This window comes from Bacillus sp. FSL K6-2431 (assembly GCF_038005165.1).
In the GTDB taxonomy this organism is placed as follows: Bacteria; Bacillota; Bacilli; order Bacillales; family Bacillaceae; genus Bacillus; species Bacillus pumilus.
On record NZ_JBBOSQ010000001.1, the window covers coordinates 3449461 to 3474894 of the forward strand.

Below are 25434 nucleotides of genomic sequence, written 5' to 3' on the forward strand. Positions count from 1 at the left end.
TTGAGAAGAAATTGTATGGACATATTTTAACATGGTTGTCGAATCAAAAACAGGCGCTTCCCCTTTCTGTCTTACCAGCTTTAGAAAAGTGCAGGTTTTTGTCATATCGTGTATGTACAACTATATTTATTATTGACATATGTACGTACAAATATTATATTGTGAATGTGCACAGAGAATCAATGAATCTAGAAAACGAAAATTGAAACCGTTATCATTCATGGAGGTGAACGCAGAATGAATCATGAAGAGACGACCAAAGCCTTAAAAGAAGGACGGACATCTTTAGGGATTGAATTTGGTTCAACACGAATTAAAGCCATTTTAATAGATGAAGCGTTTCAGCCAATTGCCCAAGGTGCATTTGAGTGGGAAAGTTCTCTCCAGGAAGGAATTTGGACGTACAACTTAATTGATATCATTACAGGTCTTCAAGTAGCGTACCGAGAGATGAAAGAGCAAGTCGAGCAAAGGTATGGCGTGACCATTCAAACCATTGGCTCAATTGGGGTATCAGCTATGATGCATGGCTATGTGGCATGTGATCATACAGGAGAGGTCCTCGTTCCGTTTCGCACATGGCGGAATGCAACAACCATTGAGGCGAGTCAAAAACTGACGGATGTCTTCCAATTTCATATTCCAGAAAGATGGAGCATTGCCCATTTGTATCAAGCCATATTAGAAGAGGAAAAACACCTTTCCCGTTTAGAATATATAACCACTCTATCAGGATACATTCACTGGCTGTTAACAGGAAAGCAGGCCATTGGCATTGGGGATGCGTCAGGCATGTTCCCAATTGATGAACAAACGAAAGATTACAATGAAGAAATGCTCCATCAATTTGAAGACTTGATCGCAGAAAAAGGCTATCCGTGGAAGCTACGTCACCTTCTGCCGCGTGTTTATTTAGCAGGCGAGGAGGCTGGTGTGTTAACGGCAGCAGGAGCAGCCATTTTAGATCAAGGCAAACATTTGCGGCCAGGCATTCCATTTTGCCCCCCGGAAGGTGACGCCGGAACGGGCATGGTGGCAACAAACAGTGTAGAAAAACGGACAGGGAACATTTCAGTTGGGACATCTGTTTTTGCCATGATTGTGTTAGAGCAGGAGCTAAAGGGTGTGTATCCAGAAGTGGATATGGTCACAACGCCGGACGGACTGCCAGTCGCAATGGTTCATGCGAACAACTGTACAAGTGACTTAAATGCTTGGATGAATATCTTCAGAGAGGCATTTGACGCACTAGGCGTGCAAGTGTCGTCAGGAAAGGTATACGCAGCCTTATTGCAGCAGGCGTTAGAAGCAGATCGAGATGGCGGCGGGCTCTTAAGCTATGGCTATTATTCTGGTGAAAATATTACAAGACTGCCAGAAGGAAGACCTCTTTTTGTCAGATCAGCTGAAAGCCGCTTTAATCTGGCTAACTTCATGCGTACCCATCTTTTTTCTGCTTTTGGCGCAATGAAAATAGGGATGGACCGTTTAAAAGAACATGAACAGGTTGCGATTGATCGGTTATTAGGGCATGGAGGGTTATTTAAAACACCGCTCGTTGGTCAAAAAATGGTGGCAGCAGCGCTTGATACACCTGTATCAGTCGTTTCTACTGCGGGAGAAGGCGGTGCGTTTGGAATGGCTGTCCTCGCTTCCTATATGGTCCATCATCAAAAGCAAACATTGGCTGAATTTCTCACGCATCAAGTGTTTGCCCATACATCAGAAGAACTGATAGAACCCGATCCACTTGATGTCAAAGGCTTTGGCGAATTTTTAAAGCGCTATCAAGACGGCCTTCCGATTGAAGAGGCGGCAGTATCACATCTGATGCCAAAGAAAGGAGTGACAACCGTATGCTAGAACGCTTAAAAGAAGAAGTATACGAAGCCAATTTAGATTTACCGAAATATGGACTTGTGAAATTCACATGGGGCAATGTCAGTGCGTGTGATCGTGACAGCGGTCTATTCGTTATTAAGCCTAGCGGTATAGCGTATGACCAATTATCAGCTAAAGACATGGTTGTGGTCGACTTTGACGGTGAAGTAGTGGAAGGGGAATACAGCCCTTCATCAGATACAGCAACACATGCTGTTCTTTACAAACACTTTGAAGAAATTGGCGGTATTTCACATAGCCATTCCATGTGGGCAACCGTTTGGGCGCAGGCAGGTCTCGATTTACAGGCAATGGGCACAACACATGCCGATACATTTTACGGCGCTGTTCCGTGTGCTCGATTTCTGACAGAAGAAGAAGTCAATCGCGGTTATGAGGTAGAAACGGGCCGGCTGATCATCGAAACGTTTGAGAAAAGAAACCTAGATGTGATGGCGGTGCCGGGTGTATTGCTTCAAGGCCACGGCCCATTTACGTGGGGGAAAGATGCAAAAAGTGCGGTCACAAACAGTGTGATTTTAGATGAAGTTGCCAAAATGAATTTGTTCGCAAAGCAATTAAATGAATACGCAGAACCTCTTCCGCAGCGAATTTTAGATAAACATTACTTAAGAAAACACGGCGAACATGCGTATTACGGACAAAAACCTTCAAGATAAAGAAAAGAGGGATTTCTATGTTAACAAGTCAACATAAAGAATGCTGGTTTATTGTCGGATCACAGCATTTATACGGAGATGAAGCACTGCAGAAAGTAAAAGCAGATGCACAAAAAATGACGGATGCCTTAAATGAGAGCGGTTTACTTCCTTATCCAGTGATCTTGCAGGAGCTAGCTGTCAGCGCGGATCAAATCACAAAGCTGATGAAAGAGGTCAATTATCGTGATGAAGTTGTCGGCGTCATGACGTGGATGCATACATTTTCACCGGCAAAAATGTGGATACGCGGGACCAATCTTTTGCAGAAGCCTCTTTTGCATCTTGTCACACAGTATTATGAAAAGATTCCGTGGGACACGATCGACATGGACTATATGAATCTTCATCAATCTGCCCATGGAGACAGAGAATATGGCTATATCAATGCACGTTTAAATAAACAAAACCAAATTGTTGCCGGTCATTGGTCTAAGCCGGATGTGCAGCAGCAAATCGCTGATTGGATGGACGTGGCAGCTGCCTATCATGAAAGCTTTCAGATCAAAGTGGCTAGGTTTGGTGACAACATGCGCCACGTGGCTGTAACAGAAGGTGATAAAATCGAAGCCCAGATTCAGTTAGGGTGGACCGTTGATTACTTTGGCATAGGCGATCTTGTCGAATATGTGAGTGCAGTAGAAGAAGCAGAGGTAGATGCATTATTTGCAGAGTATTTAACGCAATATGATGTGGATTATGGAACGTATTCAGTTGAAGATTGGGAAAAAAGTGTTAAGGTGCAAGCGCGCTATGAAATCGCTATCAAACGCTTTTTAGATGAAGGCGGGTACAATGCCTTTACGACAAACTTTGAAGATTTACATGGAATGAAGCAGCTGCCAGGACTTGCGGTACAGCGGCTAATGGCAAAGGGATATGGCTTTGCGGGGGAAGGCGATTGGAAAACTGCTGCGCTGGACCGGTTATTAAAAGTGATGAGTCATCATCAATCCACTGGTTTTATGGAGGACTACACGTATGAAATGACCTCTGGACAGGAAGCAGTGCTGCAATCTCATATGTTAGAAGTAGATCCAGCGCTCGCCCATACGAAACCTGTCATTGTCGTATCTCCGCTTGGAATCGGAAACAGGGAAGATCCAGCTCGCCTTGTGTTTGATGGAAAAGCAGGGGAAGGTGTTGTCGTTTCTATTGCTGACTTTGGAACTCATTTCAAATGGCTCATACAAGAAGTTGAAGCCTTTGAGCCGGAGGAAGCAGCACCTCATTTACCGGTTGCACGTGTGCTCTGGAAAATCAAGCCGAATTTTCAGGACGGCGTCAAAGCATGGATTAAGCAAGGTGGGGGTCATCATACAGTCGTATCCCTCAATTTAACGGTTGATCAAATTGTTCATTTTGCAAAACTTGTCAATGCAGAATATGTGGTTTTATAGAAGGGTAAAAGGTCTTCTACTGAGTGCAGTAGAAGCACGGGATGAAATGAAAGCGGTTAATTAAGTGAGGGGGTCATCCACTTGGAGAAAAAAGTGTCAAGTAAATTTATTTTCTTTTTCGGATCCTTTGCAGGCATCTTATTCGGATATGATATTGGTATTATTGCAGGGGCAGAAGGACATATTCAGCAAGAATTTCAGCTCAGCCCATTATGGCTTGGAATTGTCGTCTCTTCATTAATGGGCGGGGCGATTATCGGCTCCATTTTAAGCGGTCTGTTAGGGGATAAATTTGGTCGCAGAAAGCTTATTTTGGTCTCATCTGTTATCTTTTTTGTCGGAGCGATCGGATCAGCTATCGCACCAGAAGAGATTTCATTAACCATTGCACGTATCTTTTTAGGAACAGCCGTAGGAACTGCCTCATCTTTGGTGCCGGCATACATGTCTGAAATTGCTCCTGCTAAAATTCGCGGGAAATTGTCTGGGCTCAATCAGCTCATGATCGTGAGCGGACTATTGCTGAGCTATATTGTTGCATTTGTGTTTGAACCTGTTCCAGACAGCTGGCGCTGGATGCTCGGTAGTGCCGCTTTATTTGCCATCGTACTTTATATTGGGATGCTGAAACTTCCTGAATCTCCGAGATATTTAATTAAGCACGGAATGCCTCATAAAGCACGAGAGGTATTAGGATCACTACGCTCTTCTCGTGAAGAAATCGAAGCAGAGATGCAGGAAATTTTAGAAGTCGCAAAAGAAGAACGCTCTGGTATTCGTGAATTGTTCCAAAAGAAATTTAGAATGGCTCTTTTCATAGGGGTTGGGATGGCGACCCTTCAGCAAATACAAGGCGCGAACTCCATAGTGTATTATGCAACGAGTATTGCTCGGAATGTAGGCCTTGCACCTCAGGTTGCCGCAGGTTTTACAGTCATTGTCGGTGTCATTTTTGTCGTCACCACCGTGATCTTTTTACAATTTGTCGACCGGTTCGACCGCCGAACGATTCTCACCGTAGGGGGAACGGGCATGGCCCTTTCTTTCTTTGCACCAGCCGCATTAGGTGCACTTGGTGTGAGTGAAGGGATTTTAAACTGGGTGACATTGATTTCACTTTGCTGCTTTATCTTGTGCTACGCCTTCTCATGGGCACCGATCACGTGGATCATCATCGGCGAAATCTTCCCGCTTTCTGTCAGAGGTATCGGCGCAGGTATTTCATCTGCCTTTAACTGGACGGGATCGTTAGCCGTCGGACTCGTGTTCCCTATCCTGGCAGATAAATTCAGCTTTGGGGTTATTTTCTCCTCATTTGGTGTCATCTGCTTAATCGGACTATTGTTCACCCGCTTTGTACTAGTTGAAACAAAAGGAAGAAGCTTAGAGCAAATCGAAACCGATATGGCAGCACGAGTATAAAGAAAACCCTCTATCCCATGTGGATAGAGGGTTTTTTACTCAAGCGTCTGTTTTAGCTCATCTGGCAATAAATCAATCAATTGATCATAAGAAGATAAATCCAGCACTTCAAGCAGCGCATAATATTTTGCATAAACCTCACTCAGCTGATCAGGATGATTCGTTTCATATCGATTCAAATGCAATTGAGTCAGTTCAAGTGCAATGTCCAGCTTGTTTCGTTCGATTGGTTGTGTCGTATTGATCATATCGTTCACCTCGTGTTTGATGATGAGTGGGAAGGTTATGGGGCGGTACCGCAGCTAACCTTATATTCATTTTTCTCGACCTTTTTCGAATAGCAGACAGAAGGTGTCATCCCTGTTTCACTTTTCCAAGCCTGCCAGTAAACATCATAAAGCTGGCCATACTCAGGATCTTTGTACTTCGTTTTTTTCAAAATAGCAAAATAGCTTTGGTAAGGGTATCCTTCTTGGTAAATTGATTTCCGGATAGCGCCTTTTTCGGTTGAATTTGTGAAGATCATAGGTGATAGCATTGGAAGAGCAATGATGATGACAATAAATGTCATGAATAAAAAGAGTTTATGTTTTGTTTTCATAGATGTCCTTTCTGCGCAATATATCATTTGTATAATATGTTAAAAATGACCTTTTGTAAAGAAAGAGAAAACGAGATGAATAGTGGATTTTTTAAAAAATAGACAAGCATCTAATCACAAATGACGTCTCTTACATACGATAGAGTGTAAGTGAAAGACAAATTGAAGGGGTGTTGAGATGAGCCGGAATCGATTAGATGATTTTTTCTTTGGACCTCGCAGAGGAAACCATGGAGAAGATGAAACGGTTGTTTTCCCCACACGTCAAATTGTCAACACAAGAACGAATGAACAAACCATCAGAAAAATTCATCCAACGCATATCACAAACGTCAATAAAAATATCAAAAGAATTGAAAACTACTATCCTGTCACTGAGTCGACTCATAACGAGTATATCGTGAAAGAATACGATTGCGGCAGTGATATCAAAAACCCTTGCTGCCGTCCAGTGAAACGCTGCAAGTGGTAATGAAGGGGGCATCCTTTTATGGGATGCCTTTTTATTTTCAGAAGAAAAATTTTGATCAAAATCTCCTTTCAAGATAAAATTGGACGTATGAATCATTCTGTTGGGGGCGATGTTCTGAATATTCGATTGTTAATTCCAGATGATGCTGAAGAATATGCCGCGTTGAGACTAGAAGCACTACGATGACATCCAGAGGGCTTTGCGATGAGTTATGAAGAAGAGCAAATCGGTACAATACTTCGGTACAATTGATGTGGACCTTTGGCGCCTTTGATCAAGGGAAGCTTGTGGGCATGGTCACGCTCATCCAAGAAAACTTACAGAAATTAAAGCACCGAGCGAATGTGGCAGCGATGTATGTTACAGCGGGCGCCCGCGGAAAAGGAGTAGGCAAGACCTTGATGACAGAAGTTCTTTCATTCGCCGGAGAACGACACGACATCGAGCAAATGTATTTATCAGTCGTGACGACCAATCACTCAGCCAAACGCCTGTATCGCTCTATTGGATTTGAGTCATACGCGCTTGAAGAAAAAGCACTAAAATGGCCAGATCATACATATGCAGATGAGGAAAAAATGGTTTTATTTTTATCATAGTCTGGAGGAGATAGAAGTGGATCAACAAGCCATGTGCATCACATTAGCAGCAGGACCTAATAGTGAGCTGGAATCTTTTGCACTGCGTGCAGCACTTGAAAACTTCGGCGCGAAAGTCGATATGCATTGGATTGGAAGACCGAATGACCTGATTCATGTGTTATCTGGTAGAAATAGAAGAGAAATAGATTACCTTCTTTTATCGTTTCACGGTGAAGAAGGAGCATTGATCATGCCTGAATTAGGGGAAGATGTATACGAAGATGAGGAGCCTAGAGGCGCTGCTTTTGGAGCGGATGAAATCAAGCAGTATGCTTCATTAAAGGGGATTCACGTCATTTCTACAGGCTGCACACTAGGTGAGAAAAAATTAGCAGATGCCTTCTTAGCAGCAGGTGCCCTGTCCTATATAGCGCCGGATGATTACATTGATGGAGATGCGGCATTTATCTTTGTATTGACTATGCTTTATGAGCGCTTGAACAATACAAAGACGGTCAGAGCGGCTTTTGATCGAGCGAGTTCGATTGATGAAGAAACGAGATTATTTCAACTATATATGCAAAAATAATGATAGGGCTGAGAAATCAAGCCCTTTTTCTATTCCTCTTTTAAAATGTGTCTAAAGTGTGACGATTATGTTTTTTGAAAACTAAATTAGGTTCGCACAAAGTCTATCCTACAAACACACGTCATCAAGGCATGACGCCATCACGAGAGGGGAATTATTGTGTCAATGAAATGGAAAATCAGTCTCGTCCTATGCGGACTTGCAATCATCATCGGAATTGCTGCATTTTATCATAATCAGCAGGCAAGTGGGACGGAGAAGAAGAAGGTAGAACCAGATGCGAGCTATAAAGAAGTGGAGATAGTCACCCTCGTGAATGACGGGAGATACATGAGATATGCAGTCAACTATCCGGTCTTTCATCAAGAAAAGCTAGATCAAGAGATGAAAAGATATGCAGAAACAGCGCTAGACAAATTCAAAACATCATTTAGCGAAGCGAGCGATGTCGATGAAGAGAATCGATACGAATTAAATATAGATTACGAGATTATTCATTATGCCAAGCAAACTGCTGCGATTAAATTCAATACATATGAATTGAAAGGCGGAGTAAAAGGCGCACATCAAACGAAGATATTCAATTTTGATTTCAAGAAACAGCATTTTTTATCAATAGATGATTTATTTTTATCAAAGAAAGAAGATCTGCAAAAACTGTCTCAAATGACATTTGAGGAGTTAAAGAAAGATCGTTCTCTTGCTGAAAATGAGCATTTACTCAAGCAAGGAACGTCTCCTGCGGCAGAGCATTATCAGTATTTTGCCATCAAGGATCGTTTTATTGAATTCTACTTTCCAGCAGGGCAAATCGCACCAAGCGAACAAGGCCCTCAAGTGCTGGCGATTAAAAAAACCCTGCTTAAAGGAATGTTAAAGCCTGAATATATTAATAAAGAAAAGAACAAAAATGAGAAAAAAGAACCGATTCCAAAAAGAAAAATCGTAAAACTGCCAAAACAGTCAGCGTTTAATCCAAATCAAAAAGCCATTGCCCTTACGTTCGATGATGGACCAAATCCATCAACGACTTCAAAAATTTTAACAGCTTTAAAAGAAAACAAAGGACATGCGACATTTTTTGTATTAGGCAGCAGGGTTCAATATTATCCCGATATGCTAAATAAAATCAGAAAGGGTGGGAATGAAATCGGAAATCATTCCTATAGCCATCCTTTACTCACAAGACTGCCATTAAAACAAGCCGTCAAACAGGTAGAAGAGACCCAGCAAATCATTGAAAAAGCGAGCGGTTTTACACCGACTCACTTTAGACCGCCATATGGAGGAACAAACGGGCAAATCAACGCGGCTGTCAATATGAAAGTCACGCTTTGGGACGTAGATCCTGAAGACTGGAAATATCGCAACAGCCAGTACGTTGCTAACTACATTCTCACACATGCGTCTAGCGGAGAAACCGTCTTAATGCACGACATCTATGACACCTCGGCAAATGCAGCTGTCACGATTATCAAGGAATTAACCAAACAAGGATATCAATTGTTGACAGTGTCAGAGCTTGAGCAGTGGAAGGAATTGCGGGCGAAGAAAGGTGAATTGAATACGTAATGATCATGCGAATCTTAGTGGATTCGCATCTTTTTTTAAAGCCAATTATGAAAATAAAGGGAAATGATGTTAAAATGAGTGTGGAAAGGGAGGGCTTCGGATGGTATTGATGAGGTTGATCAGCCTATATATGCTGACAGCGTTTTGTTTGGGTTTTATCGTCAACTATGTACCTGGTTTGATGCTGCCCATTTATATTCTTGCGATGATCGGGCTCATTTTATGTCTCGTTCATATTGCGCTGCATTATATTCATAAAATCAGATATATGTTGCTTCATGAGAAACGGTAAGAATTCTCCAATTGCTTTTTCTAAAAAAACTTCCCTCTAAATGAGAGAAGTTTTTATTTTTTCGGTTTTTGATGTTCTAACAGTTGTATGATTTTCTCGTTTGACTTTTTCATTTGTCTTAATAAGGAAACGATATTCCCAGTAAATCCAATGAGGACAATAAGTAAAATGATGATGATCCACATGCTGTGGCCTCCAATCTGCTCACGAATGCTGTTTTGCTTCCTTAACCATTACCTTGTATCAAGGATACCGTATAATGAATGTATTGAAATGAACAGTTCGTGCTATTTATTCGACAATTGATGTGAACAGAGAATGATTGAGGGGGATTCATTTGAAACGAGTAGACGTAGTATCAGCTATTATTTATGATGAGGAAGAAAATATGTTAATGGTCAAAAACGTAAAGGGATATTGGGAAGTTCCTGGTGGTGCTGTAGAAAAAGGAGAACACCTGCATCAAGCCGTGATTCGCGAGGTGAAAGAAGAGACAGGGTATGTTTGCAAAGTAAATGAACTTCATTCGGTTCGAGAAGCATACTTTCAAGACAAAAAGCATCATGCGCTGATGATCACCTTCTTTGCCGAAATCACCGGAGGACAAATGAGTATTCTCGATCCGGATCATGATATCAAAGAAGTAAAATGGGTCAGCAAGCAAACTTTTCAAAAGCTAAATCCCAAGTTATATAACTGGCTAAAATTAAACGAAGAACCACAAGCTTTTTATCAATTTGAAGGAAATAGAACAGTTGGTTAACAAGTTGATATAGGTATGAAGGAGAGATATGGATGTTTTTATACTACGGCCCCACAGGAGCTCCAGTAGAAAATCCGGGAGAAGAATTCTTGAAAAGAATCTTCTTTCAAGAAGATGAAGAGTATTGGAAACAAGGAAATGGGGAATCTTCCATTGAGATTGAGGGAGATTGGGAAAGTGAAAGTCTAGTTTTCTTTTATACGGAACCGTATGGTTTCTTGATCATGAGGTATCCGAATTTTTTGGTTCCTTTAAAAAGGGAGAAAAAATTGAAACCATCGAACATTTGGTCGCAGGATCCCCATTGTATGTGCCGTCGTGTAGCTACATCAATCGGGATCAAGCATATCAAATCGTTCATCATTTTTTGACGACAAAAACGTTTCCTGATTTTGTTGAATGGATCGAGTTGAGAGATATTGATTTTCAGGAGGATATGGAAAGCTAGGGGTGCCAGATGAAAGTGAGTACAGAAGAAAAATTACATAGCTTAGATGAAACTATGCATTTACATGTAGGGTATTATGAACATGGTTTTGATTATGAAGGCGTGTTTTTTTAAGAGTTTAGAAACAGGAAGATGGCTCTTGTTTTTTGATCAAAAAAGTTATGGAGTAACACTTTTGAAGGAATATGAGAAGTGGAATGATCTAGGGCTATTGATTGGAGAATCTCTGATTGAAGATGACCAAATTGAGGAGGAAGGTCATAAGCTTTTTGAGCGTTACTTAAAAGAAAACAGCATAGTGAAATAAATGGGGATAAAACATGACATAGTTTTCTTTTGTGTATGTGGGCTATATTGTGATGTTCAAATAAAAACAGACCCAACAAGGTCTGTTTTTTTAATAGGAGTTGGGAAAAGTTTGTTTTCACTTCCCCTTCTCCCGCTTCCGCTTCTCCTTCTCCGCCCGGTAAAACTCATGAAACATCTTCATCAGCGCCCGCTTCTCAATACGAGACACATAGCTCCGCGATATCCCGAGCTCCTTTGCTATTTCCCGCTGCGTTTTTTCTTTCTTTAAATCAAGGCCGAACCGGCCGACGATCACTTCTTTTTCCCGGCCGTCGAGAATGTCGATATACTCCTTTACTTTTTCAAGCTCCATGTTGAGCTGAATCGTATCAATCACATCTTCATTTTCGGATTTTAAGACATCAATTAAAGAAATTTCATTGCCTTCTTTATCCTGACCAATGGGGTCATGTAAGGAGACGTCTTTTTTTGTCTTTTTTAGCGCGCGTAAATGCATCAGAATTTCATTTTCAATACACCGCGCCGCATACGTTGCCAGCTTTGTTCCTTTTCCAGAGGAATAGCTTTCGATTGCTTTAATGAGTCCGATCGTCCCGATGGAGATGAGGTCTTCAGCGTCTTCCCCGGTATTTTCAAATTTCTTGACAATATGGGCGACGAGCCGAAGGTTATGTTCAATCAGCATATTTCTTGCGTGTTCATCGCCCTGTGCCATAAGGGCTAAGTATTTTTTTTCATCATCTCCCGAAAGGGGCTGTGGAAAGGCATTGTTTTTGACATAGGACACTAAGAACACCAATTCTTTGACCATCAATCCCATCGCTGTAAATACTCCTGCCACGATTTTCACCTCCACCATGTTTAGGCCACTGCCTATATCCTCAAATGTATGTGAAGGGGGGATTGTCTGTGTCTGTACGATGAAAAAATCATCTTTTTCGAAAAAAACGGGCTTCTGTTCGTCTGTTTTTGCTGCCTTGCTCATATGTTTGCGGTTTCTTTGCGGTGCTTGGCGGTCAAGAAGCGTGCTAAAATATGTAATATTAGACCGAAAAGGAAGGGGTTTTTTCGGAACATGGGGAAGGTTCTATCTTCACATGTAGGTATGAAAATTAATGAATGGTATCGAATGATACGGCAGTTCAGTGTTCCAGATGCGGAAATCCTGAAAGCAGAAGTAGAAGCAGAAATTGAACGGATGGAAGAGGACCAGCATTTACTGATTTATTATCAGCTCATGTGTTTTCGGCACCAGATCATGCTTGACTATATACACCCTTCAAAATATCAACCTTTCTCAGTATCTAATCTTGTCGATAAAATCGAAAACTCCAATCATGAGTTATCTGATATGCTGCATTATTACCATGCATTTTTTCGTGGCATGCATGAGTTTAGTCAAAAAGAATATTTAGAAGCCGTCAAATATTACCGAGTGGCAGAAAAACAGCTGTCTATGGTATTTGATGATATTGAGCAGGCTGAGTTTCATTTTAAAGTAGCAGAAGCCTACTATATTATGAAGCAAACGCATGTCTCGATGCATCATATTTTAAAGGCGCTAGAAATATACGATCAGCATGATGCCTATACTATTCGCATCATTCAGTGCCTGTTTGTGATCTCAGGAAACTACCAAGATTTAAAACGAAAAGATCGGGCACTGCCTCATTTAAAAAAGGCAAAACAGCTCGCATCACAAATTGATCACCCGCGGATATACAGTTCAGCGCTTTATAATTTAGGAAAATGTTACGGGGAGCTGGGCTACCTTGAGGAAGCAGAACGCTATTTAACGGAATCGGCTGATATTGCCTGTAAAGAGAAGCTTCCCACGCTTCCACATACACTCTATACGCTCGCAAAACTGCTTTTTAGACAAAATGAACAAGTAGCAGCACGCCGCATATTAGAAGATGGAAAATTAGCTGCAAAGAAGCATGAAGACCAGCTGTTCTGTCATATGTTTGAGTATCTGGATGCTTTATATGTTCAAGGAATAAATGAAAAACAACTGCAAAAAACCATTGATTATTTGGAAAAACTTAGCCTATACTCTTATATAGAGGATATCTCACTAGAAATTGCGACAGCCTTAGAAGCCTCTCAACAATACCAGAAGTCCAACCAGTATTATCAGAAATTATTATGGGCTCAAAATCAAATCCAAGAAGGAGAGTGTCTGTATGAATTCTAAGCAACGTTCGACAGTTGAAGAGAGAAACCAAACGTGAAACAAAAAGCGGGCCTGATGGGCCGGCTTTTTTTATGTGAAAAAAGAAGTCAGATATGCGGATCGTGACCATGAATGCTGAATGATTCATCAAAAAGCGGGCAATTTAATCTGTAAGAATGTTCTGTGGAGGCGGTCAAATGAGAGGGTTGCATGTCTTGATGTGTATATTGCTGCTATGTGCTTTTGTTCCTAATGAAGTAGAGGCACATACATTAAAACGAGTCGATCTCGAAAAAACGGGACGTGCCTTCTGGGACATGAGAGCGGAACGGAAAAAGATTGCGATCACCTTTGATGATGGACCTCATCCAGTTTACACGAATCAAATATTGGATGTGCTGAAGCAGCATCAAGTAAATGCCAGCTTTTTTGTCGTAGGAAGCCGGGTTCACGCATATCCAAAGATCGCAGAACGGATTGTGGACGAAGGAAATGAGCTTGGCAACCACACGATGAATCATACGTATTTTGACCTGTTATCATCAAAGGAGATCAAGCAGGAGCTAAAAGAATCAGCGGCTCATATCGCTTCACTCCAGCCTGGCGGGCCCTTATTATTTCGTCCTCCTGGCGGCCGCTTGACGATGAAATCTTTCCGCATTTTGTCAAAGCAAGGATATGATGTGGTCATGTGGTCCTTTACGCAAGATCCGAAGGACTGGTCAAGACCAGGCGCGCATAAAATTGCGAGCCGTATTATTGATCATATTCAAGGCGGCGATATCATTCTTTTGCATGATGGCGGGGGAAACCGGAAGCAGACGGTCGAAGCACTGAAACAAGTGATACCTGAATTAAAGGATCGAGGATATGAATTTGTCAAAGTGAGCGAACTGCTGCATCATGACAAAGCGTATGTACCTGTTCAACTGCAATAGGAAGTATTCGTCAAAAACAGTCATTCATTGAAACCAAAAGTCTTGTCGTTTACTATATGAAGAGGGCTTTTGGAGGTGAATGTTGTGAAGAAATATGTTGTCCTTTTCATCCTGCTTTGTGTCGCTGCTGGGTGCTCAAAGCCAGAACAAGAAAGTGTCATTGCATTTGGCGACAGCAATACAAAGGGATCAAACTGGGACTTCCGAGATTATCCAACATCTGAAAAATGGGTGAATCTCATGAAAAACGTCGAGCGCGGTCAAATTCAAGTGAAGAACGCAGGGATTGGCGGGCAGACGACTGAAGATGCGAAGCTTCGCTTTGAGCAGGATATTTTAAAGCAGAAACCAACTTACGTCCTCATCATGTTCGGTACGAATGATGCGGCGATTTTAGACGGGAAACATCCCCGAGTGACGAAAAAAAGATTTAAAGAAAATGTAACCTACTTCATTTCTGAAAGTAGAAAAGCAGGCATTACCCCGGTTCTCATGACTTGTGTACCTGTTGTAGAAGGCGGAAAAAAGGGCTTGTATTATTACTCTAGGTATAAGTCATCTTATTTTGCTGAGAGAGGCGGGGCAAGAGCTTGGCAAAATTCCTATAATGACATCACGAGAGAAATAGCCAAGGATCAGCAAGTACCGCTTGTCGACAACTGGAAAGCGTTCATCCGAGAAGCTGGTGAAGATAGTGACAATGCGTTGATTCAATCAGGTTTAATCGACCCTTCTGGCAATCATATGACGCCAAAAGGGGCAAGAATCATTTATAACGAAATCAAAGAGCGTGATGTCATCAAACATTTTTAAATGATGGCCATCTGCCTAAACAAGATCATCCATTTAGCATAGTCTAACAGTATATCTTCCTAGAAGGAGGTAACTGATATGTGGGGATGCCCTTATCCTTACCCTGCGTGTTCGCCTTATCCAGCTCAAGGAGCAGGAATCGGTTACGCTTTTCTTGTTGTATTCCTTGTGGTTATTTTGGTCGTAGGTGGAGGGTTATGGTTTTGGAATGAACAGCCTTGCAAATAAGACACCTCTTCTTTACTTGAGAAGGGGTGTTTTTTACGGAAAATAGTAGTAAGCCTATAGCGCAAGTGATATAATATCAGTCACCTGAGTTTAAAAAGAGAATGCTCGGGAGGCATGGTTCCTGTGATATGGAATTAAGAGGAAACAGAGAGCATATGCCCGAGCGAACGTCTTTTCATTTCTGTCTCAATTAATTCAATGAAGTCGCGATTTAAGTTCATTTCATTTGCTTTATAATACGATTCTATAAGTAAATCATCTGACAGCTTTTTCATACTAGAAACCCATATGATGGGAAAAACACCTCCCCTGAAAAAGTTGGCATAAAACTTGAGGAAAAGACATATCATCATAGGTTGATCGAATGTCTCTGAAGTACCTTTAATCTACCATGAATGGGAAACAAGAACAATCGTTCTGTTATCCACATGGTGAAGTGGATAACTTGTGGGTAGAGTGTTTATAATTGAATGAAAGCGTGATGAAATATAGGTGGATAATGTGTGTAAAATTATCCACAACTGTTGAAGGTCCTCGTCATATGTCGAAAACTTTTTCATTGTATTCGATAGACAGACAAATTGTGATTTGATTCGACACTATCGCTGAAAAACCAATGGAAGAAAGGGTGCAAATTGTGCTAAAGAAGTATTTCTTACCGGATGAATTTGTGAAAAGCATTTTCCACATTTCACCGCAAAAACTAAAAGAACGAAATGTAAAAGGAATTATTACCGATTTAGATAACACACTAGTAGAATGGGATCGTCCAAGTGCGACGCCCCGCTTAATTGAATGGTTTCAAGAAATGAAGGATCACGGGATACAAGTGACGATTGTATCGAACAATAATGAAAAAAGGGTCAAGCTTTTTTCTGAACCAGTTCATATTCCGTTTATTTATAAAGCGAAAAAGCCGATGGGAAGAGCTTTTAATAAGGCCGTCGCTGATATGCAATTGAAAAAAGAAGATGTGGTGGTCATTGGGGATCAGCTCATGACCGATGTTCTAGGCGGGAATCGTCACGGCTTCCATACGATTTTGGTCGTCCCTGTTGCTGCCTCAGACGGATTTATCACAAAGTTTAACAGGCAGATTGAACGCAGAATTTTAGGAGCCTTAAAGCGTAAGGGCCACATTCAGTGGGAGGAAGAGTAATAATGGAAAAGGTTGTTTGTATTGGCTGCGGTGTAGCCATTCAGACGGAAGATAAAGATCAATTAGGATATGCGCCGGCAGCATCTCTATTGAAAGAAGATGTGATCTGTCAGCGCTGTTTTAGGTTAAAGAACTACAATGAAATACAAGATGTTTCTTTAACAGAAGACGACTTTTTAAATATATTGCACAGTATCGGAGAGACAGATTCTCTGATTGTCAAGGTCGTTGATATTTTTGACTTTAACGGAAGCTGGATTAATGGGCTGAGTCGTATTGTCGGTGGTAACCCGATTTTACTCGTCGGCAACAAAGTAGATATTTTACCGAAATCCGTGAAAAAAGATCGTTTAATTCATTGGATGAAACGGGAAGCGAAAGAAAACGGATTGAACCCGATCGATGTTTTCTTAATCAGTGCAAGCAGAGGTCAGGGCGTACCTGAGGTGATGGAAGCGATCGATCATTACCGCGAAGGAAGAAATGTCTATGTCGTCGGCTGTACGAATGTTGGGAAATCCACATTTATCAATCGAATCATCAAAGAAGTATCTGGTGAAGAGAACGTGATCACCACATCCCAATATCCAGGTACAACACTTGATGCCATTGAGATCCCGCTTGATGACGGATCTGCTCTATTTGATACGCCGGGCATTATCAACCGTCATCAAATGGCGCACTATGTCAGCAAAAATGACTTGAAGATCTTAACGCCGAAAAAAGAATTGAAACCGAGAACGTTCCAATTAAATGAAGCTCAAACGCTTTATTTTGGCGGGCTTGCTCGATTTGATTATGTAAAAGGCGGCAGAACGTCATTTGTCTGCTATATGCCAAATGAGCTGAACATACACAGAACAAAGTTAGAGAACGCAGATGATTTATATGAAAAACATGCCGGTGAACTGCTATCACCGCCATCAAAAGAGGGGATGGAAGATTTTCCTCCACTCGTTCCACATACCTTTACCATTGATCAGCCGAAAATGGATATCGTCTTCTCAGGCTTAGGGTGGATTACGGCAAATGATGCAGGTAAGCAAATCAAAGTCTATGCGCCAAAAGGCGTGCATGTGTTTATGAGACGTTCGTTAATTTAAATGTTCAGAGGGGGAGAGACCTTGAAACCTTTATACGGAGTAATCGGTAACCCTGTTGGCCATTCAATGTCTCCGGATATTCATAATGCAGCATTAAAGGATGCTGGAATTGATGGACATTATCATGGCTTTCAAGTAGAAAATGATGACCTGAAAGATGCCATTAGCGGTATGAAAGCCTTAGGAATCAGCGGCTTTAACGTCACTGTTCCGCACAAGGTAGACATCATGCAGTACCTGGACAAAATTGATGTGACAGCTGAACGCCTGCGTGCAGTCAATACGGTGCGGCTCGAAGGAGGTCAGCTCGTCGGGTACAACACAGATGGGGAGGGCTTTCTTCATTCATTGCTTGAAGCCTTGGATCAGCCTTTATCAGAGCTGTCATTTCTAATGATTGGTGCTGGCGGAGCGGCAAATGCGATTTATACGACAATCGCTGACTATGCACCGAAAAGCTTTGATATCACCAATCGTACCATTGAAAAAGCTGAGGCTTTAATTGAAAGTGCAGATGGGAACTTCACTTCTAGTGCCATTACATTAAAGACGGCGGAAGAGCAGCTTGGGGAATATGATGTCATCATCCATACAACCTCAATTGGTATGCACCCGAATGTTGAAGAAACCCCGATTTCTTTAGTAAACGCAAAAAAAACAGCGGTTGTTTGTGATATTGTGTATAATCCAATAGAAACAAAACTGCTCAGAGAAGCAGCTGGGTTAGGTTTGAAAACAGTAGATGGTGTCGGCATGTTTGTTGGACAAGCAGCTAGAGCCTTTGAACTGTGGACAGGCATCACGCCTGACGCAAGAAAAATGAAGTCAATTGTGATACAGAAATTAGGAGGAACACCATGTTAAAAGGGAAACAAAAACGTTTTTTACGTGCAAAAGCACATCATTTATCACCTATTTTTCAAGTAGGAAAAGGCGGGGTAAATGACAATATGATCAAGCAAATTTCCGAGGCGCTTGAAGTAAGAGAATTGTTAAAGGTCAGCATATTACAAAACTGCGACGAGGACAAAACGGAAGTTGCGAAAGCACTTGTCAAAGGTGCAAAAGCTGAACTTGTTCAAACGATCGGAAATGTGATTGTCCTTTATAAAGAATCAAAGGAAAATAAACAAATTAAGCTGCCGTAAAGGTGGATGTGATATGAAAAAAATAGGGTTGTTTGGCGGTACGTTTGATCCTCCTCATAATGGGCATTTGCTGATGGCAAATGAAGTGCGTTTTCAAGTAGGGCTTGATGAAATTTGGTTTATCCCAAATCACAAGCCTCCTCATAAAACAGACCGGAAGCGAGCAGATAGTCGTCACCGGGTGAAAATGGTGGATGCGGCGATCCAGTCAAATCCACATTTTCGATTGGAGCTCATTGAAATGGAGCGAGAGGGTCCATCTTATACAGTAGATACGGTGGAGCTTTTAAAGAAGCGTCATCCTGAAGATGAGTTCTTTTTTATGATTGGAGCGGACATGGTCGAGTATTTGCCAAAATGGCATCGGATAGATGATTTGCTTCAGATGATTACTTTTATTGGGATGAAAAGACCGGGTTATACCCGAAATACAACATATCCTCTTTTATTTGCAGATGTTCCAGCTTTTGATGTATCATCGACATTGATTAGGCAGCGAATCATGCAGGAAAAACCTGTCGATTATTTGATACCGAAAGCTGTTGAGCGTTATATAAAGGAGCATCACTTATATGAATCGTGAAGAAGCATTAAGCTGTGTCAAAGAGCAGTTAACAGAGCATAGATATACACATACACTCGGGGTTATGGAGACAGCTATTTCTTTAGCGGAACGGTTCGGTGCAGATGTGAAAAAAGCAGAGATCGCCGCTATTTTTCATGATTATGCGAAATTTAGACCAAAGGATGAAATGAAGGGGATTATCCAGCAGGAACAGATGAACCCTCTATTGCTGGAATATTCGCCCGAGCTTTGGCATGCCCCGGTTGGTGCCTATTTGGTTAAAAAGGAAGCAGCTATTAACGACCAAGATATTTTAACGGCCATTGAATTTCATACATCAGGCAGACCAAACATGACATTACTTGAAAAGGTCATTTATGTCGCTGATTATATCGAACCAGGACGTCATTTCCCTGGTGTTGAAGAAGTAAGAGAGTTAGCAGAGCAAGATTTAGATAGCGCACTGATTCAGTCACTAAAAAACACGATCAGCTTTTTATTGAAAAAGAACCAGCCAGTCTATCCAGATACGCTTGCGACTTACAACTCACTTGTGCATAAGAACAATTAAGGAGGAATTTGGATGGATTCATCATCAATTTTAAACGTCGCGGCAGGAGCATGCGATGATAAACGGGCTGAGGATATTATTGCCCTTAATATGCAAGGAATCTCACTTGTTGCCGATTATTTTCTCATTTGTCACGGGAACTCTGATAAACAAGTGCAGGCCATTGCAAGAGAAGTAAAACATCTTGCAGAGGAAAGCGGAATCGAAGTGAAGAAGATGGAGGGCTTTGATGAAGCAAGATGGGTATTGATTGATCTTGGTGATGTCATTGCTCATGTGTTCCACAAAGAAGAAAGAGGATACTACAACCTAGAGAAGCTATGGGGAGATGCGCCGAGAGAAACGCTTTCACTTGGCATTAACTCATGATTTATCAAGGGTTTGCAGGTGTGTATGACGAGCTCATGACACATGCACCTTATGATGAATGGGTTCAGTGGATCCAGCAGAATATCAAACCGAATGCTGCCATTATTGATGTTGGCTGTGGAACTGGAGAGATTTCTCTTCGGTTAGCTGAAAAGGGTCACGCAGTCACAGGAATTGACCTCAGTGAAGAAATGCTGGTTTTCGCGCAGCAAAAAGCACAGGCGAAAAAGCAGTCCATTCAATTTTTACATCAAGATATGAGAGAGCTGACGGGTTTTGAGCAAGTCTTTCAAGCGGCGGTTATATGCTGTGATTCCTTGAATTACTTAAAAAACGAAAATGACGTCAAAAAAACCTTTAAAAACATGTTTCAGCTTTTAGAGGCAGATGGGGTTTTACTCTTTGATGTTCATACTCCTTATAAAATGGAAGAGGTATTCCCAGGTTCAACTTATGCCGATCAAGATGAAGAGATCAGCTATATTTGGCAGAGTGATAAAGGGGATGACATGTATTCGGTCATTCACGATTTAAGCTTTTTTGTAAAGGACGGAGACGTGTATCAGCGTTATGATGAGACACATGAACAGCGTACATTTCCATTTGAGACCTATGCGGCGTTCCTTGAGTCCGCTGGCTTTGAACAAATAGAAGTGACCGCTGATTTTACAAATGAAGCGCCCAGGGAATTCGCCGAAAGATATTTCATTTCAGCTAAGAAGCCAAAAACCATCGTTTAATGGAACGATGGTTTTTTAAAACCCTTTTTTCGCTTGTTGCAGAGTTGATTAATTTCTGCGATCATCAGTAAACACACTTGGCGGATATTGATGCGCAACCGCTTCAAGATCTTCATCGAATTTTTCATGGGTGTTTTGAAAAAGGCGGTGGAACATATCTTGAACACCTGCTTCAAGTGCTTTAATCCCTTCACCCGTAACGCCGCCTTTTACACACACTTTGTCTTGTAGTGTCGGAAGGGTATAGACTCTTTTTTCAATCAAACGGCCAAGCCCTACAAGCATATCTTCTGATAAGGTGGTGGCTTCTTCTTTAGAAATATCTGTTTCTTCAACGGCTGCTTCAATCATTTTCTGAACGAGGAAGCTGATAAAGGCAGGACCGCAGCTGACGATATCTGACGCCGCTCTTGTAATCGAATGATGAATTTCAATAGGTGTTGAAATGCAGGAAGCTAATTGTCTTAACGCTGTTTTCGTCGCGACATTACATGACGATCCAAATGTTAAAAGTGACGCACCTGATAAAGCGCGGTTCGTAATGCTTGGAATCAGCCTGGCTGTTTGACAAGGAACGATATCCTGAAGCTGTTCAGGATGAACCGGACTTGTAATAATGACAATGGTTTGGTGCTCTTTTAAAAGAGGGCTCAGCTCTTTTAAAAGAGGATAAATATCAAGCGGCTTGACACAAACAAAGATGAAATCTTTATCCATGACAGCTCCTGTAAGCTGTTTTGTTACTTCAAGCTCTGGGTGGTTCTTTTTTATATTGAACGCTTTTTCTATGGTCCGGTTTGTAATGGTGATGGATGAGGGATTGACTGCCTTTGATTCAATAAATGCCTCAGTAAGTATGGTACCCATGTTTCCTGTACCGATTATCCCGATATTCAAACGTTCTCCCTCCTTAGGCGCATAGGATCTGTTATCTTCTAAACAGTATGTTGAGCAATAGAAAAATATGATTGAAAGAAGCGTGAGCACGTGAAGCGACTCATTCCATTGAAAAAATACAGTCTTTATATCGGAGCTGGGCTCATGGGCGCGATCATCATCACTTTCTTCCTTTTGGCAGGAAATAAGGGGAGCACTAGAGAGCCAAGTGTATTGAAGGGCGATCAAGACAAACAAGTCACATTAGAAAACAAACAAGAAAAGACCGATAATGAATCATCCTCCATTTTTGTGGAGATCAAAGGGGCTGTAAAAAAGCCAGGTGTTTATACGTTTCAATCTGATGCACGGGTAGAAGAAGCCATTCGAAGAGCAGGAGGTTTTACTAGTAAAGCAGACACGATTGAAATTAATCAAGCAGCAAAATTAGAAGACAGTATGATGATTTATGTCCGGAAGCAGGGAGAAGCAGAGAGAGAGGCACAAACAGCAGGTGCAGACGCTCCATCGGGTAATGAAAAGAGTCAAGGTGTCAATGTGAATCAGGCTGATGCAGCGGAATTGCTAACCATTAATGGAATAGGGCCAGCTAAAGCAGAAGCTATCATTACGTACAGAGAGGAGCACGGAGAATTTCAACAAATTGAAGATTTGCGGAACATTTCAGGTTTTGGGGAGAAGACCATTGAACGGCTGAAAAATGAATTGACCGTTAAGTAGAATTGACGGTATAGAAGGAAGGCATGTACACTTAATACCAACCATCATTCTGGAGGGATCAGCTCGTGGAAAGAATTTCATGGAATCAATATTTTATGGCGCAAAGCCATTTGCTTGCTCTGCGAAGCACCTGTGAGCGGTTAGCTGTTGGGGCGACCATCGTCAGAGACAAGCGTATCATTGCAGGGGGATATAATGGCTCAATTGCTGGTGATGTCCATTGTGCAGATGTGGGATGCTATGTCATTGATCATCACTGCGTTCGCACCATCCATGCGGAAATGAACGCTATTTTACAATGTGCCAAATTTGGTGCACCTACAGCCGATGCTGAAATATATGTCACACATTTTCCTTGTTTGCAGTGCTGTAAAGCCATTATTCAAGCAGGTATTCGAACCGTTTACTATGCAAAGGATTATAAAAATCACCCATATGCCATTGATTTATTTGAGCAGGCAGGTGTTCAAACGGAACAAGTTGAACTCGATGAAATGATCATCGACTTAAAAAATCAAGAAAAATTAGCCTTTGTTGCAGATCTAATTGGCAAACTAAGTGAATCAGGACTTAGTGAATCAGAAATTCGCAATATGCATGAGAAGGCGAATCAATTATTTACTTCCTATGTTTAATTATTTGCCGTTTGGGGCAATTTCAGCAGCTGTTGGAATTGCTCTGGCTGCATATCATCTTCATATGTACTTCCTTCTCTTTCTTCTCATCATCTTCCTTCTCAGCCTACTGAAAAAAATCCCCAAACTCTTTCTCATGATCAGCCTATGTGGAGCCGTCTATACTCTTATTTTTATGGTTCATGAGTTTTTTGAAACGGAGCAACCTGTTCAAGAAAAATTCTTTTCCGGCTCTGTTGTGATTGAAACGATTCCGAAAATAGATGGCAATCGTTTTTCGGCAACTGTGTCAACAGAAGATGACCGGCTAGCCGCTTTCTATACCATTCAAACAGAGCGTGAAAAAGAGACGTTAAAAGACGTAGAGCCAGGTATGAGCTGTCATATGACAGGTGATGTTCGACCGCCTAAACACGCAACCATTCCTAACGGGTTTCAATACGATCAATTTCTACAATCAAAAGGTATTCGCGCTATTTTCTTACCGCAGTCAATCAAAGGCTGTACAACAAATGATCGTCCTTCCTATTATCTTCAAAAGATGAGGCAAAAGGGCTTAAAATTCTTAGAAGATCATGTGCCTAAAAACTCTGTAGGTATTGTACAGGCTCTTATTTTTGGAGACCGTGATTTGATTGATCCTGACACGCTAAGAGACTATCAAATGCTCGGTGTTATTCATCTGTTAGCGATCTCAGGACTGCATGTGCAAACGCTTCTTGCCTGTTTATTTTGGTGTCTGCTTCGTGCCGGTGTGACAAGAGAGACAGCGCGTCTTCTTCTATTATGCTTTCTTCCTGTTTATGCTTGTTTGACAGGTGCTGCACCATCAGTTTTAAGAGCTTGCCTTATGGCAGGAATCTATTTAGTGATGACAAGCCTGCCAAAAGAAATGAAACAGCCTTCTGCTGTCGTATTAAGCGCAACGTTTTTATTCTTATTAGCGATTCATCCTCTATATCTATTCGAGATCGGATTTCAGCTTTCATTCGTGGTTACGTTTTTTATTTTGTTATCGACCAGAATCTTATCGCAAGCGAAAAGCGCCGTGATGCAGTTGTTCCTTGTCTCATTTGTTGCACAGCTTGCCTCGCTTCCTGTTCTTTTATATCATTTTCAGCAATTTTCTTTGCTGAGCATCCCATTGAATATGATATTTGTCCCTTTTTATACAACAGTTGTCCTGCCTCTATCCTTACTCTTTTTTCTTTTGTCTATCATTTATCTTCCGCTTGGAAAAGTGTTGTTCCAGTTGCTTGATTCGGTCATCCAGCTAAGTCATCAGTTGTCAGCACATATGGCAGTTTTTGATGGGTTCAACCTGATTTTTATGAAATCGACTTGGTGGCATATTCTGCTTGAAGTGAGCGCCATTGTTTTTTTGCTGTTTGTGATGGAGTGCAAAATGTCCGTGAAATCCTATGCCGTGCCGATTATATTACTCATCGGTGTCTTGAGTGCACACTATTTCAACCCGAATTTTCTCCAAAAAGGGGAGGTCACGATGCTGGATGTCGGACAAGGGGATAGTTTGTTTATTCAGCTCCCTTACCGAAAGGGACATCTACTTGTGGACACAGGTGGCAGACCTTCTTTTGATGATGAACCATGGAAAAAAAGACGTAAAGTGTCTACGATCGGTGAACAAACACTAATCCCGTTTTTGCATTCTAAAGGTATAGCAAAACTTGATGTGCTGATTCTCACGCATGCAGATCAAGACCACATGGGAGAAGCAGTTCGTTTAATCAAACGAAATAAAGTAAAGCGGCTAGCCATACCAAAAGGTTTTGCCCGAAGTCCAGAAGATGCAAAGCTGCTAAAAGAAGCAGCTGAAAAAGGGATTATGATTGATGAATTAGAAAGAGGAGATCAGCTCCAAGTTGGAGAGCACATATTTGAGGTTCTTCACCCTTCGCAAGACCGGGTGACAAGTAAGAACAATGATTCACTTGTTCTAACTTTTAATCTTGGCGGGAAACGGTTTCTGTTCACTGGAGATCTTGAACATGAAGGGGAACGAGATATTATAGAAGCCTATCCTCACCTGCAAGCAGATGTCTTAAAGGTTGGGCATCATGGGAGCAAAGGGTCAACAAGTGATGAGTGGCTTCGGCATCTGGAGCCGTCGCACGCACTCATTTCGGCTGGTGAACGCAATCGTTATCAGCATCCTCATCAGGAAGTCTTGAAAAAACTAAAGGATCATCAAACGAAGGTGTACCGCACAGATCAAGACGGAAGTGTGACCTATGGATTTCTTGAGAAGGAAGGAACGTTTTACACGCATCCTCCATATGATATCTTACAAAAACAATAAAAA

The 25434-nt window shown here is 41.6% G+C and carries 33 protein-coding genes and 1 pseudogene; 28 read left to right on the plus strand and 6 right to left on the minus strand.

Going from position 1 to position 25434, the window contains the following annotated elements:
• The first annotated feature begins 237 nt into the window (after positions 1 to 237).
• The 4 genes from MHH40_RS17395 (at position 238) to MHH40_RS17410 (ending at position 5422) form a co-directional block, all read left to right on the plus strand.
• The gene (locus MHH40_RS17395) at positions 238 to 1863 is read left to right on the plus strand and encodes a xylulokinase (protein WP_340901365.1); all 1626 of its coding nucleotides are present in this window, start codon (positions 238 to 240) and stop codon (positions 1861 to 1863) included.
• Positions 1857 to 2561: an L-ribulose-5-phosphate 4-epimerase gene (locus MHH40_RS17400; protein ID WP_106029116.1), complete on the plus strand. Its 705-nt coding sequence runs from the start codon at positions 1857 to 1859 to the stop codon at positions 2559 to 2561. Before MHH40_RS17395 ends, MHH40_RS17400 begins: the two co-directional genes overlap by 7 nt.
• A gap of 17 nt (positions 2562 to 2578) precedes the next feature.
• A complete protein-coding gene (gene araA / locus MHH40_RS17405; RefSeq protein ID WP_106029117.1) occupies positions 2579 to 4000 on the plus strand; it encodes an L-arabinose isomerase in 1422 nt (473 codons plus the stop codon).
• Positions 4001 to 4081: 81 nt separating this feature from the next.
• Positions 4082 to 5422 (plus strand): sugar porter family MFS transporter, encoded by a 1341-nt coding sequence (locus tag MHH40_RS17410; RefSeq protein ID WP_050943716.1) that lies wholly within the window; start codon positions 4082 to 4084, stop codon positions 5420 to 5422.
• 35 nt (positions 5423 to 5457) lie between these two features.
• Here the strand turns inward: MHH40_RS17410 and MHH40_RS17415 are convergent, their stop codons facing one another.
• Both MHH40_RS17415 and MHH40_RS17420 read right to left on the minus strand, forming a co-directional pair.
• A complete protein-coding gene (locus tag MHH40_RS17415) occupies positions 5458 to 5670 on the minus strand; it encodes a hypothetical protein (RefSeq protein ID WP_003216677.1) in 213 nt (70 codons plus the stop codon).
• Between the two features lie 35 nt (positions 5671 to 5705).
• A complete protein-coding gene (locus MHH40_RS17420) occupies positions 5706 to 6023 on the minus strand; it encodes a hypothetical protein (protein WP_050943717.1) in 318 nt (105 codons plus the stop codon).
• A gap of 178 nt (positions 6024 to 6201) precedes the next feature.
• On the opposite strand from MHH40_RS17420, the gene MHH40_RS17425 reads away from it, so the two are divergent.
• The 6 genes from MHH40_RS17425 (at position 6202) to MHH40_RS17450 (ending at position 9529) form a co-directional block, all read left to right on the plus strand.
• Positions 6202 to 6495: a CotD family spore coat protein gene (locus MHH40_RS17425; protein ID WP_003216648.1), complete on the plus strand. Its 294-nt coding sequence runs from the start codon at positions 6202 to 6204 to the stop codon at positions 6493 to 6495.
• An 18-nt stretch (positions 6496 to 6513) separates the two neighbouring features.
• Positions 6514 to 6681, plus strand: coding sequence for a hypothetical protein (locus tag MHH40_RS17430; RefSeq protein ID WP_253622411.1), 168 nt, complete (start codon positions 6514 to 6516; stop codon positions 6679 to 6681).
• Between the two features lie 107 nt (positions 6682 to 6788).
• Positions 6789 to 7094, plus strand: coding sequence for a GNAT family N-acetyltransferase (locus MHH40_RS17435; protein ID WP_327839426.1), 306 nt, complete (start codon positions 6789 to 6791; stop codon positions 7092 to 7094).
• A 31-nt stretch (positions 7095 to 7125) separates the two neighbouring features.
• Positions 7126 to 7665, plus strand: a complete 540-nt coding sequence (locus MHH40_RS17440) for a delta-aminolevulinic acid dehydratase (protein WP_268459559.1) — start codon at positions 7126 to 7128, stop codon at positions 7663 to 7665.
• Positions 7666 to 7824: 159 nt separating this feature from the next.
• Positions 7825 to 9237: a polysaccharide deacetylase family protein gene (locus MHH40_RS17445; RefSeq protein ID WP_309216983.1), complete on the plus strand. Its 1413-nt coding sequence runs from the start codon at positions 7825 to 7827 to the stop codon at positions 9235 to 9237.
• A 100-nt stretch (positions 9238 to 9337) separates the two neighbouring features.
• On the plus strand, positions 9338 to 9529 hold the full coding sequence (locus MHH40_RS17450; protein ID WP_050943721.1) for a hypothetical protein: 192 nt from the start codon (positions 9338 to 9340) through the stop codon (positions 9527 to 9529).
• Between the two features lie 53 nt (positions 9530 to 9582).
• Here the strand turns inward: MHH40_RS17450 and MHH40_RS17455 are convergent, their stop codons facing one another.
• Positions 9583 to 9714, minus strand: coding sequence for a hypothetical protein (locus MHH40_RS17455; RefSeq protein ID WP_267875469.1), 132 nt, complete (start codon positions 9712 to 9714; stop codon positions 9583 to 9585).
• Between the two features lie 152 nt (positions 9715 to 9866).
• Between MHH40_RS17455 and MHH40_RS17460 the strand changes: the two genes are divergently transcribed.
• The 3 genes and pseudogenes from MHH40_RS17460 (at position 9867) to MHH40_RS17470 (ending at position 11047) form a co-directional block, all read left to right on the plus strand.
• A complete protein-coding gene (locus MHH40_RS17460) occupies positions 9867 to 10292 on the plus strand; it encodes an NUDIX hydrolase (RefSeq protein ID WP_309216980.1) in 426 nt (141 codons plus the stop codon).
• 32 nt (positions 10293 to 10324) lie between these two features.
• Positions 10325 to 10740 (plus strand): annotated as a pseudogene (locus MHH40_RS17465) (hypothetical protein).
• A gap of 139 nt (positions 10741 to 10879) precedes the next feature.
• Positions 10880 to 11047: a hypothetical protein gene (locus MHH40_RS17470; RefSeq protein ID WP_268458434.1), complete on the plus strand. Its 168-nt coding sequence runs from the start codon at positions 10880 to 10882 to the stop codon at positions 11045 to 11047.
• 117 nt (positions 11048 to 11164) lie between these two features.
• Here MHH40_RS17470 and sigK read toward each other — a convergent pair whose 3' ends face one another.
• Positions 11165 to 11893, minus strand: coding sequence for an RNA polymerase sporulation sigma factor SigK (gene sigK / locus MHH40_RS17475; protein WP_034738387.1), 729 nt, complete (start codon positions 11891 to 11893; stop codon positions 11165 to 11167).
• A gap of 231 nt (positions 11894 to 12124) precedes the next feature.
• Between sigK and MHH40_RS17480 the strand changes: the two genes are divergently transcribed.
• From MHH40_RS17480 to MHH40_RS17495, 4 genes are all read left to right on the plus strand, one after another.
• Positions 12125 to 13246, plus strand: a complete 1122-nt coding sequence (locus MHH40_RS17480; RefSeq protein ID WP_137054956.1) for a Rap family tetratricopeptide repeat protein — start codon at positions 12125 to 12127, stop codon at positions 13244 to 13246.
• A gap of 176 nt (positions 13247 to 13422) precedes the next feature.
• A complete protein-coding gene (locus MHH40_RS17485) occupies positions 13423 to 14163 on the plus strand; it encodes a polysaccharide deacetylase family protein (RefSeq protein WP_050943726.1) in 741 nt (246 codons plus the stop codon).
• Positions 14164 to 14247: 84 nt separating this feature from the next.
• Positions 14248 to 14976 (plus strand): SGNH/GDSL hydrolase family protein, encoded by a 729-nt coding sequence (locus MHH40_RS17490; protein ID WP_223251386.1) that lies wholly within the window; start codon positions 14248 to 14250, stop codon positions 14974 to 14976.
• 78 nt (positions 14977 to 15054) lie between these two features.
• Positions 15055 to 15204, plus strand: a complete 150-nt coding sequence (locus tag MHH40_RS17495) for a hypothetical protein (protein WP_003217499.1) — start codon at positions 15055 to 15057, stop codon at positions 15202 to 15204.
• Between the two features lie 134 nt (positions 15205 to 15338).
• Here the strand turns inward: MHH40_RS17495 and MHH40_RS17500 are convergent, their stop codons facing one another.
• On the minus strand, positions 15339 to 15479 hold the full coding sequence (locus tag MHH40_RS17500) for a sporulation histidine kinase inhibitor Sda (protein WP_003217327.1): 141 nt from the start codon (positions 15477 to 15479) through the stop codon (positions 15339 to 15341).
• Positions 15480 to 15841: 362 nt separating this feature from the next.
• Here MHH40_RS17500 and MHH40_RS17505 point away from each other — a divergent pair, with 362 nt between their 5' ends.
• The 8 genes from MHH40_RS17505 to MHH40_RS17540 are packed head-to-tail and all read left to right on the plus strand — an operon-like array spanning position 15842 to position 20859.
• On the plus strand, positions 15842 to 16363 hold the full coding sequence (locus tag MHH40_RS17505) for a YqeG family HAD IIIA-type phosphatase (RefSeq protein ID WP_034620856.1): 522 nt from the start codon (positions 15842 to 15844) through the stop codon (positions 16361 to 16363).
• A 2-nt stretch (positions 16364 to 16365) separates the two neighbouring features.
• A complete protein-coding gene (yqeH, locus tag MHH40_RS17510) occupies positions 16366 to 17466 on the plus strand; it encodes a ribosome biogenesis GTPase YqeH (RefSeq protein WP_044139444.1) in 1101 nt (366 codons plus the stop codon).
• A gap of 21 nt (positions 17467 to 17487) precedes the next feature.
• Positions 17488 to 18330, plus strand: coding sequence for a shikimate dehydrogenase (gene aroE / locus MHH40_RS17515; RefSeq protein WP_050943728.1), 843 nt, complete (start codon positions 17488 to 17490; stop codon positions 18328 to 18330).
• Positions 18324 to 18614: a ribosome assembly RNA-binding protein YhbY gene (yhbY, locus tag MHH40_RS17520; protein WP_003217501.1), complete on the plus strand. Its 291-nt coding sequence runs from the start codon at positions 18324 to 18326 to the stop codon at positions 18612 to 18614. Before aroE ends, yhbY begins: the two co-directional genes overlap by 7 nt.
• Before the next feature lie 13 nt (positions 18615 to 18627).
• Positions 18628 to 19197, plus strand: coding sequence for a nicotinate-nucleotide adenylyltransferase (locus tag MHH40_RS17525; protein ID WP_106029125.1), 570 nt, complete (start codon positions 18628 to 18630; stop codon positions 19195 to 19197).
• On the plus strand, positions 19187 to 19750 hold the full coding sequence (gene yqeK / locus MHH40_RS17530) for a bis(5'-nucleosyl)-tetraphosphatase (symmetrical) YqeK (RefSeq protein ID WP_003217386.1): 564 nt from the start codon (positions 19187 to 19189) through the stop codon (positions 19748 to 19750). Before MHH40_RS17525 ends, yqeK begins: the two co-directional genes overlap by 11 nt.
• 12 nt (positions 19751 to 19762) lie before the next feature.
• Positions 19763 to 20119, plus strand: coding sequence for a ribosome silencing factor (gene rsfS / locus MHH40_RS17535; protein ID WP_003217467.1), 357 nt, complete (start codon positions 19763 to 19765; stop codon positions 20117 to 20119).
• On the plus strand, positions 20116 to 20859 hold the full coding sequence (locus tag MHH40_RS17540; RefSeq protein ID WP_212045894.1) for a class I SAM-dependent DNA methyltransferase: 744 nt from the start codon (positions 20116 to 20118) through the stop codon (positions 20857 to 20859). Before rsfS ends, MHH40_RS17540 begins: the two co-directional genes overlap by 4 nt.
• A 48-nt stretch (positions 20860 to 20907) precedes the next feature.
• On the opposite strand, the gene comER is transcribed toward MHH40_RS17540, so the two are convergent.
• Entirely contained in the window at positions 20908 to 21756 is an 849-nt protein-coding gene (comER, locus tag MHH40_RS17545; RefSeq protein ID WP_003217379.1) for a late competence protein ComER, read from the minus strand.
• Positions 21757 to 21846: 90 nt separating this feature from the next.
• Between comER and MHH40_RS17550 the strand changes: the two genes are divergently transcribed.
• The 3 genes from MHH40_RS17550 (at position 21847) to MHH40_RS17560 (ending at position 25431) form a co-directional block, all read left to right on the plus strand.
• Positions 21847 to 22476, plus strand: a complete 630-nt coding sequence (locus MHH40_RS17550) for a helix-hairpin-helix domain-containing protein (RefSeq protein WP_050943730.1) — start codon at positions 21847 to 21849, stop codon at positions 22474 to 22476.
• A 65-nt stretch (positions 22477 to 22541) separates the two neighbouring features.
• Positions 22542 to 23111 (plus strand): ComE operon protein 2, encoded by a 570-nt coding sequence (locus MHH40_RS17555; RefSeq protein ID WP_003217422.1) that lies wholly within the window; start codon positions 22542 to 22544, stop codon positions 23109 to 23111.
• Positions 23104 to 25431 (plus strand): DNA internalization-related competence protein ComEC/Rec2, encoded by a 2328-nt coding sequence (locus MHH40_RS17560; protein WP_050943731.1) that lies wholly within the window; start codon positions 23104 to 23106, stop codon positions 25429 to 25431. Before MHH40_RS17555 ends, MHH40_RS17560 begins: the two co-directional genes overlap by 8 nt.
• Positions 25432 to 25434 lie beyond the last annotated feature (3 nt).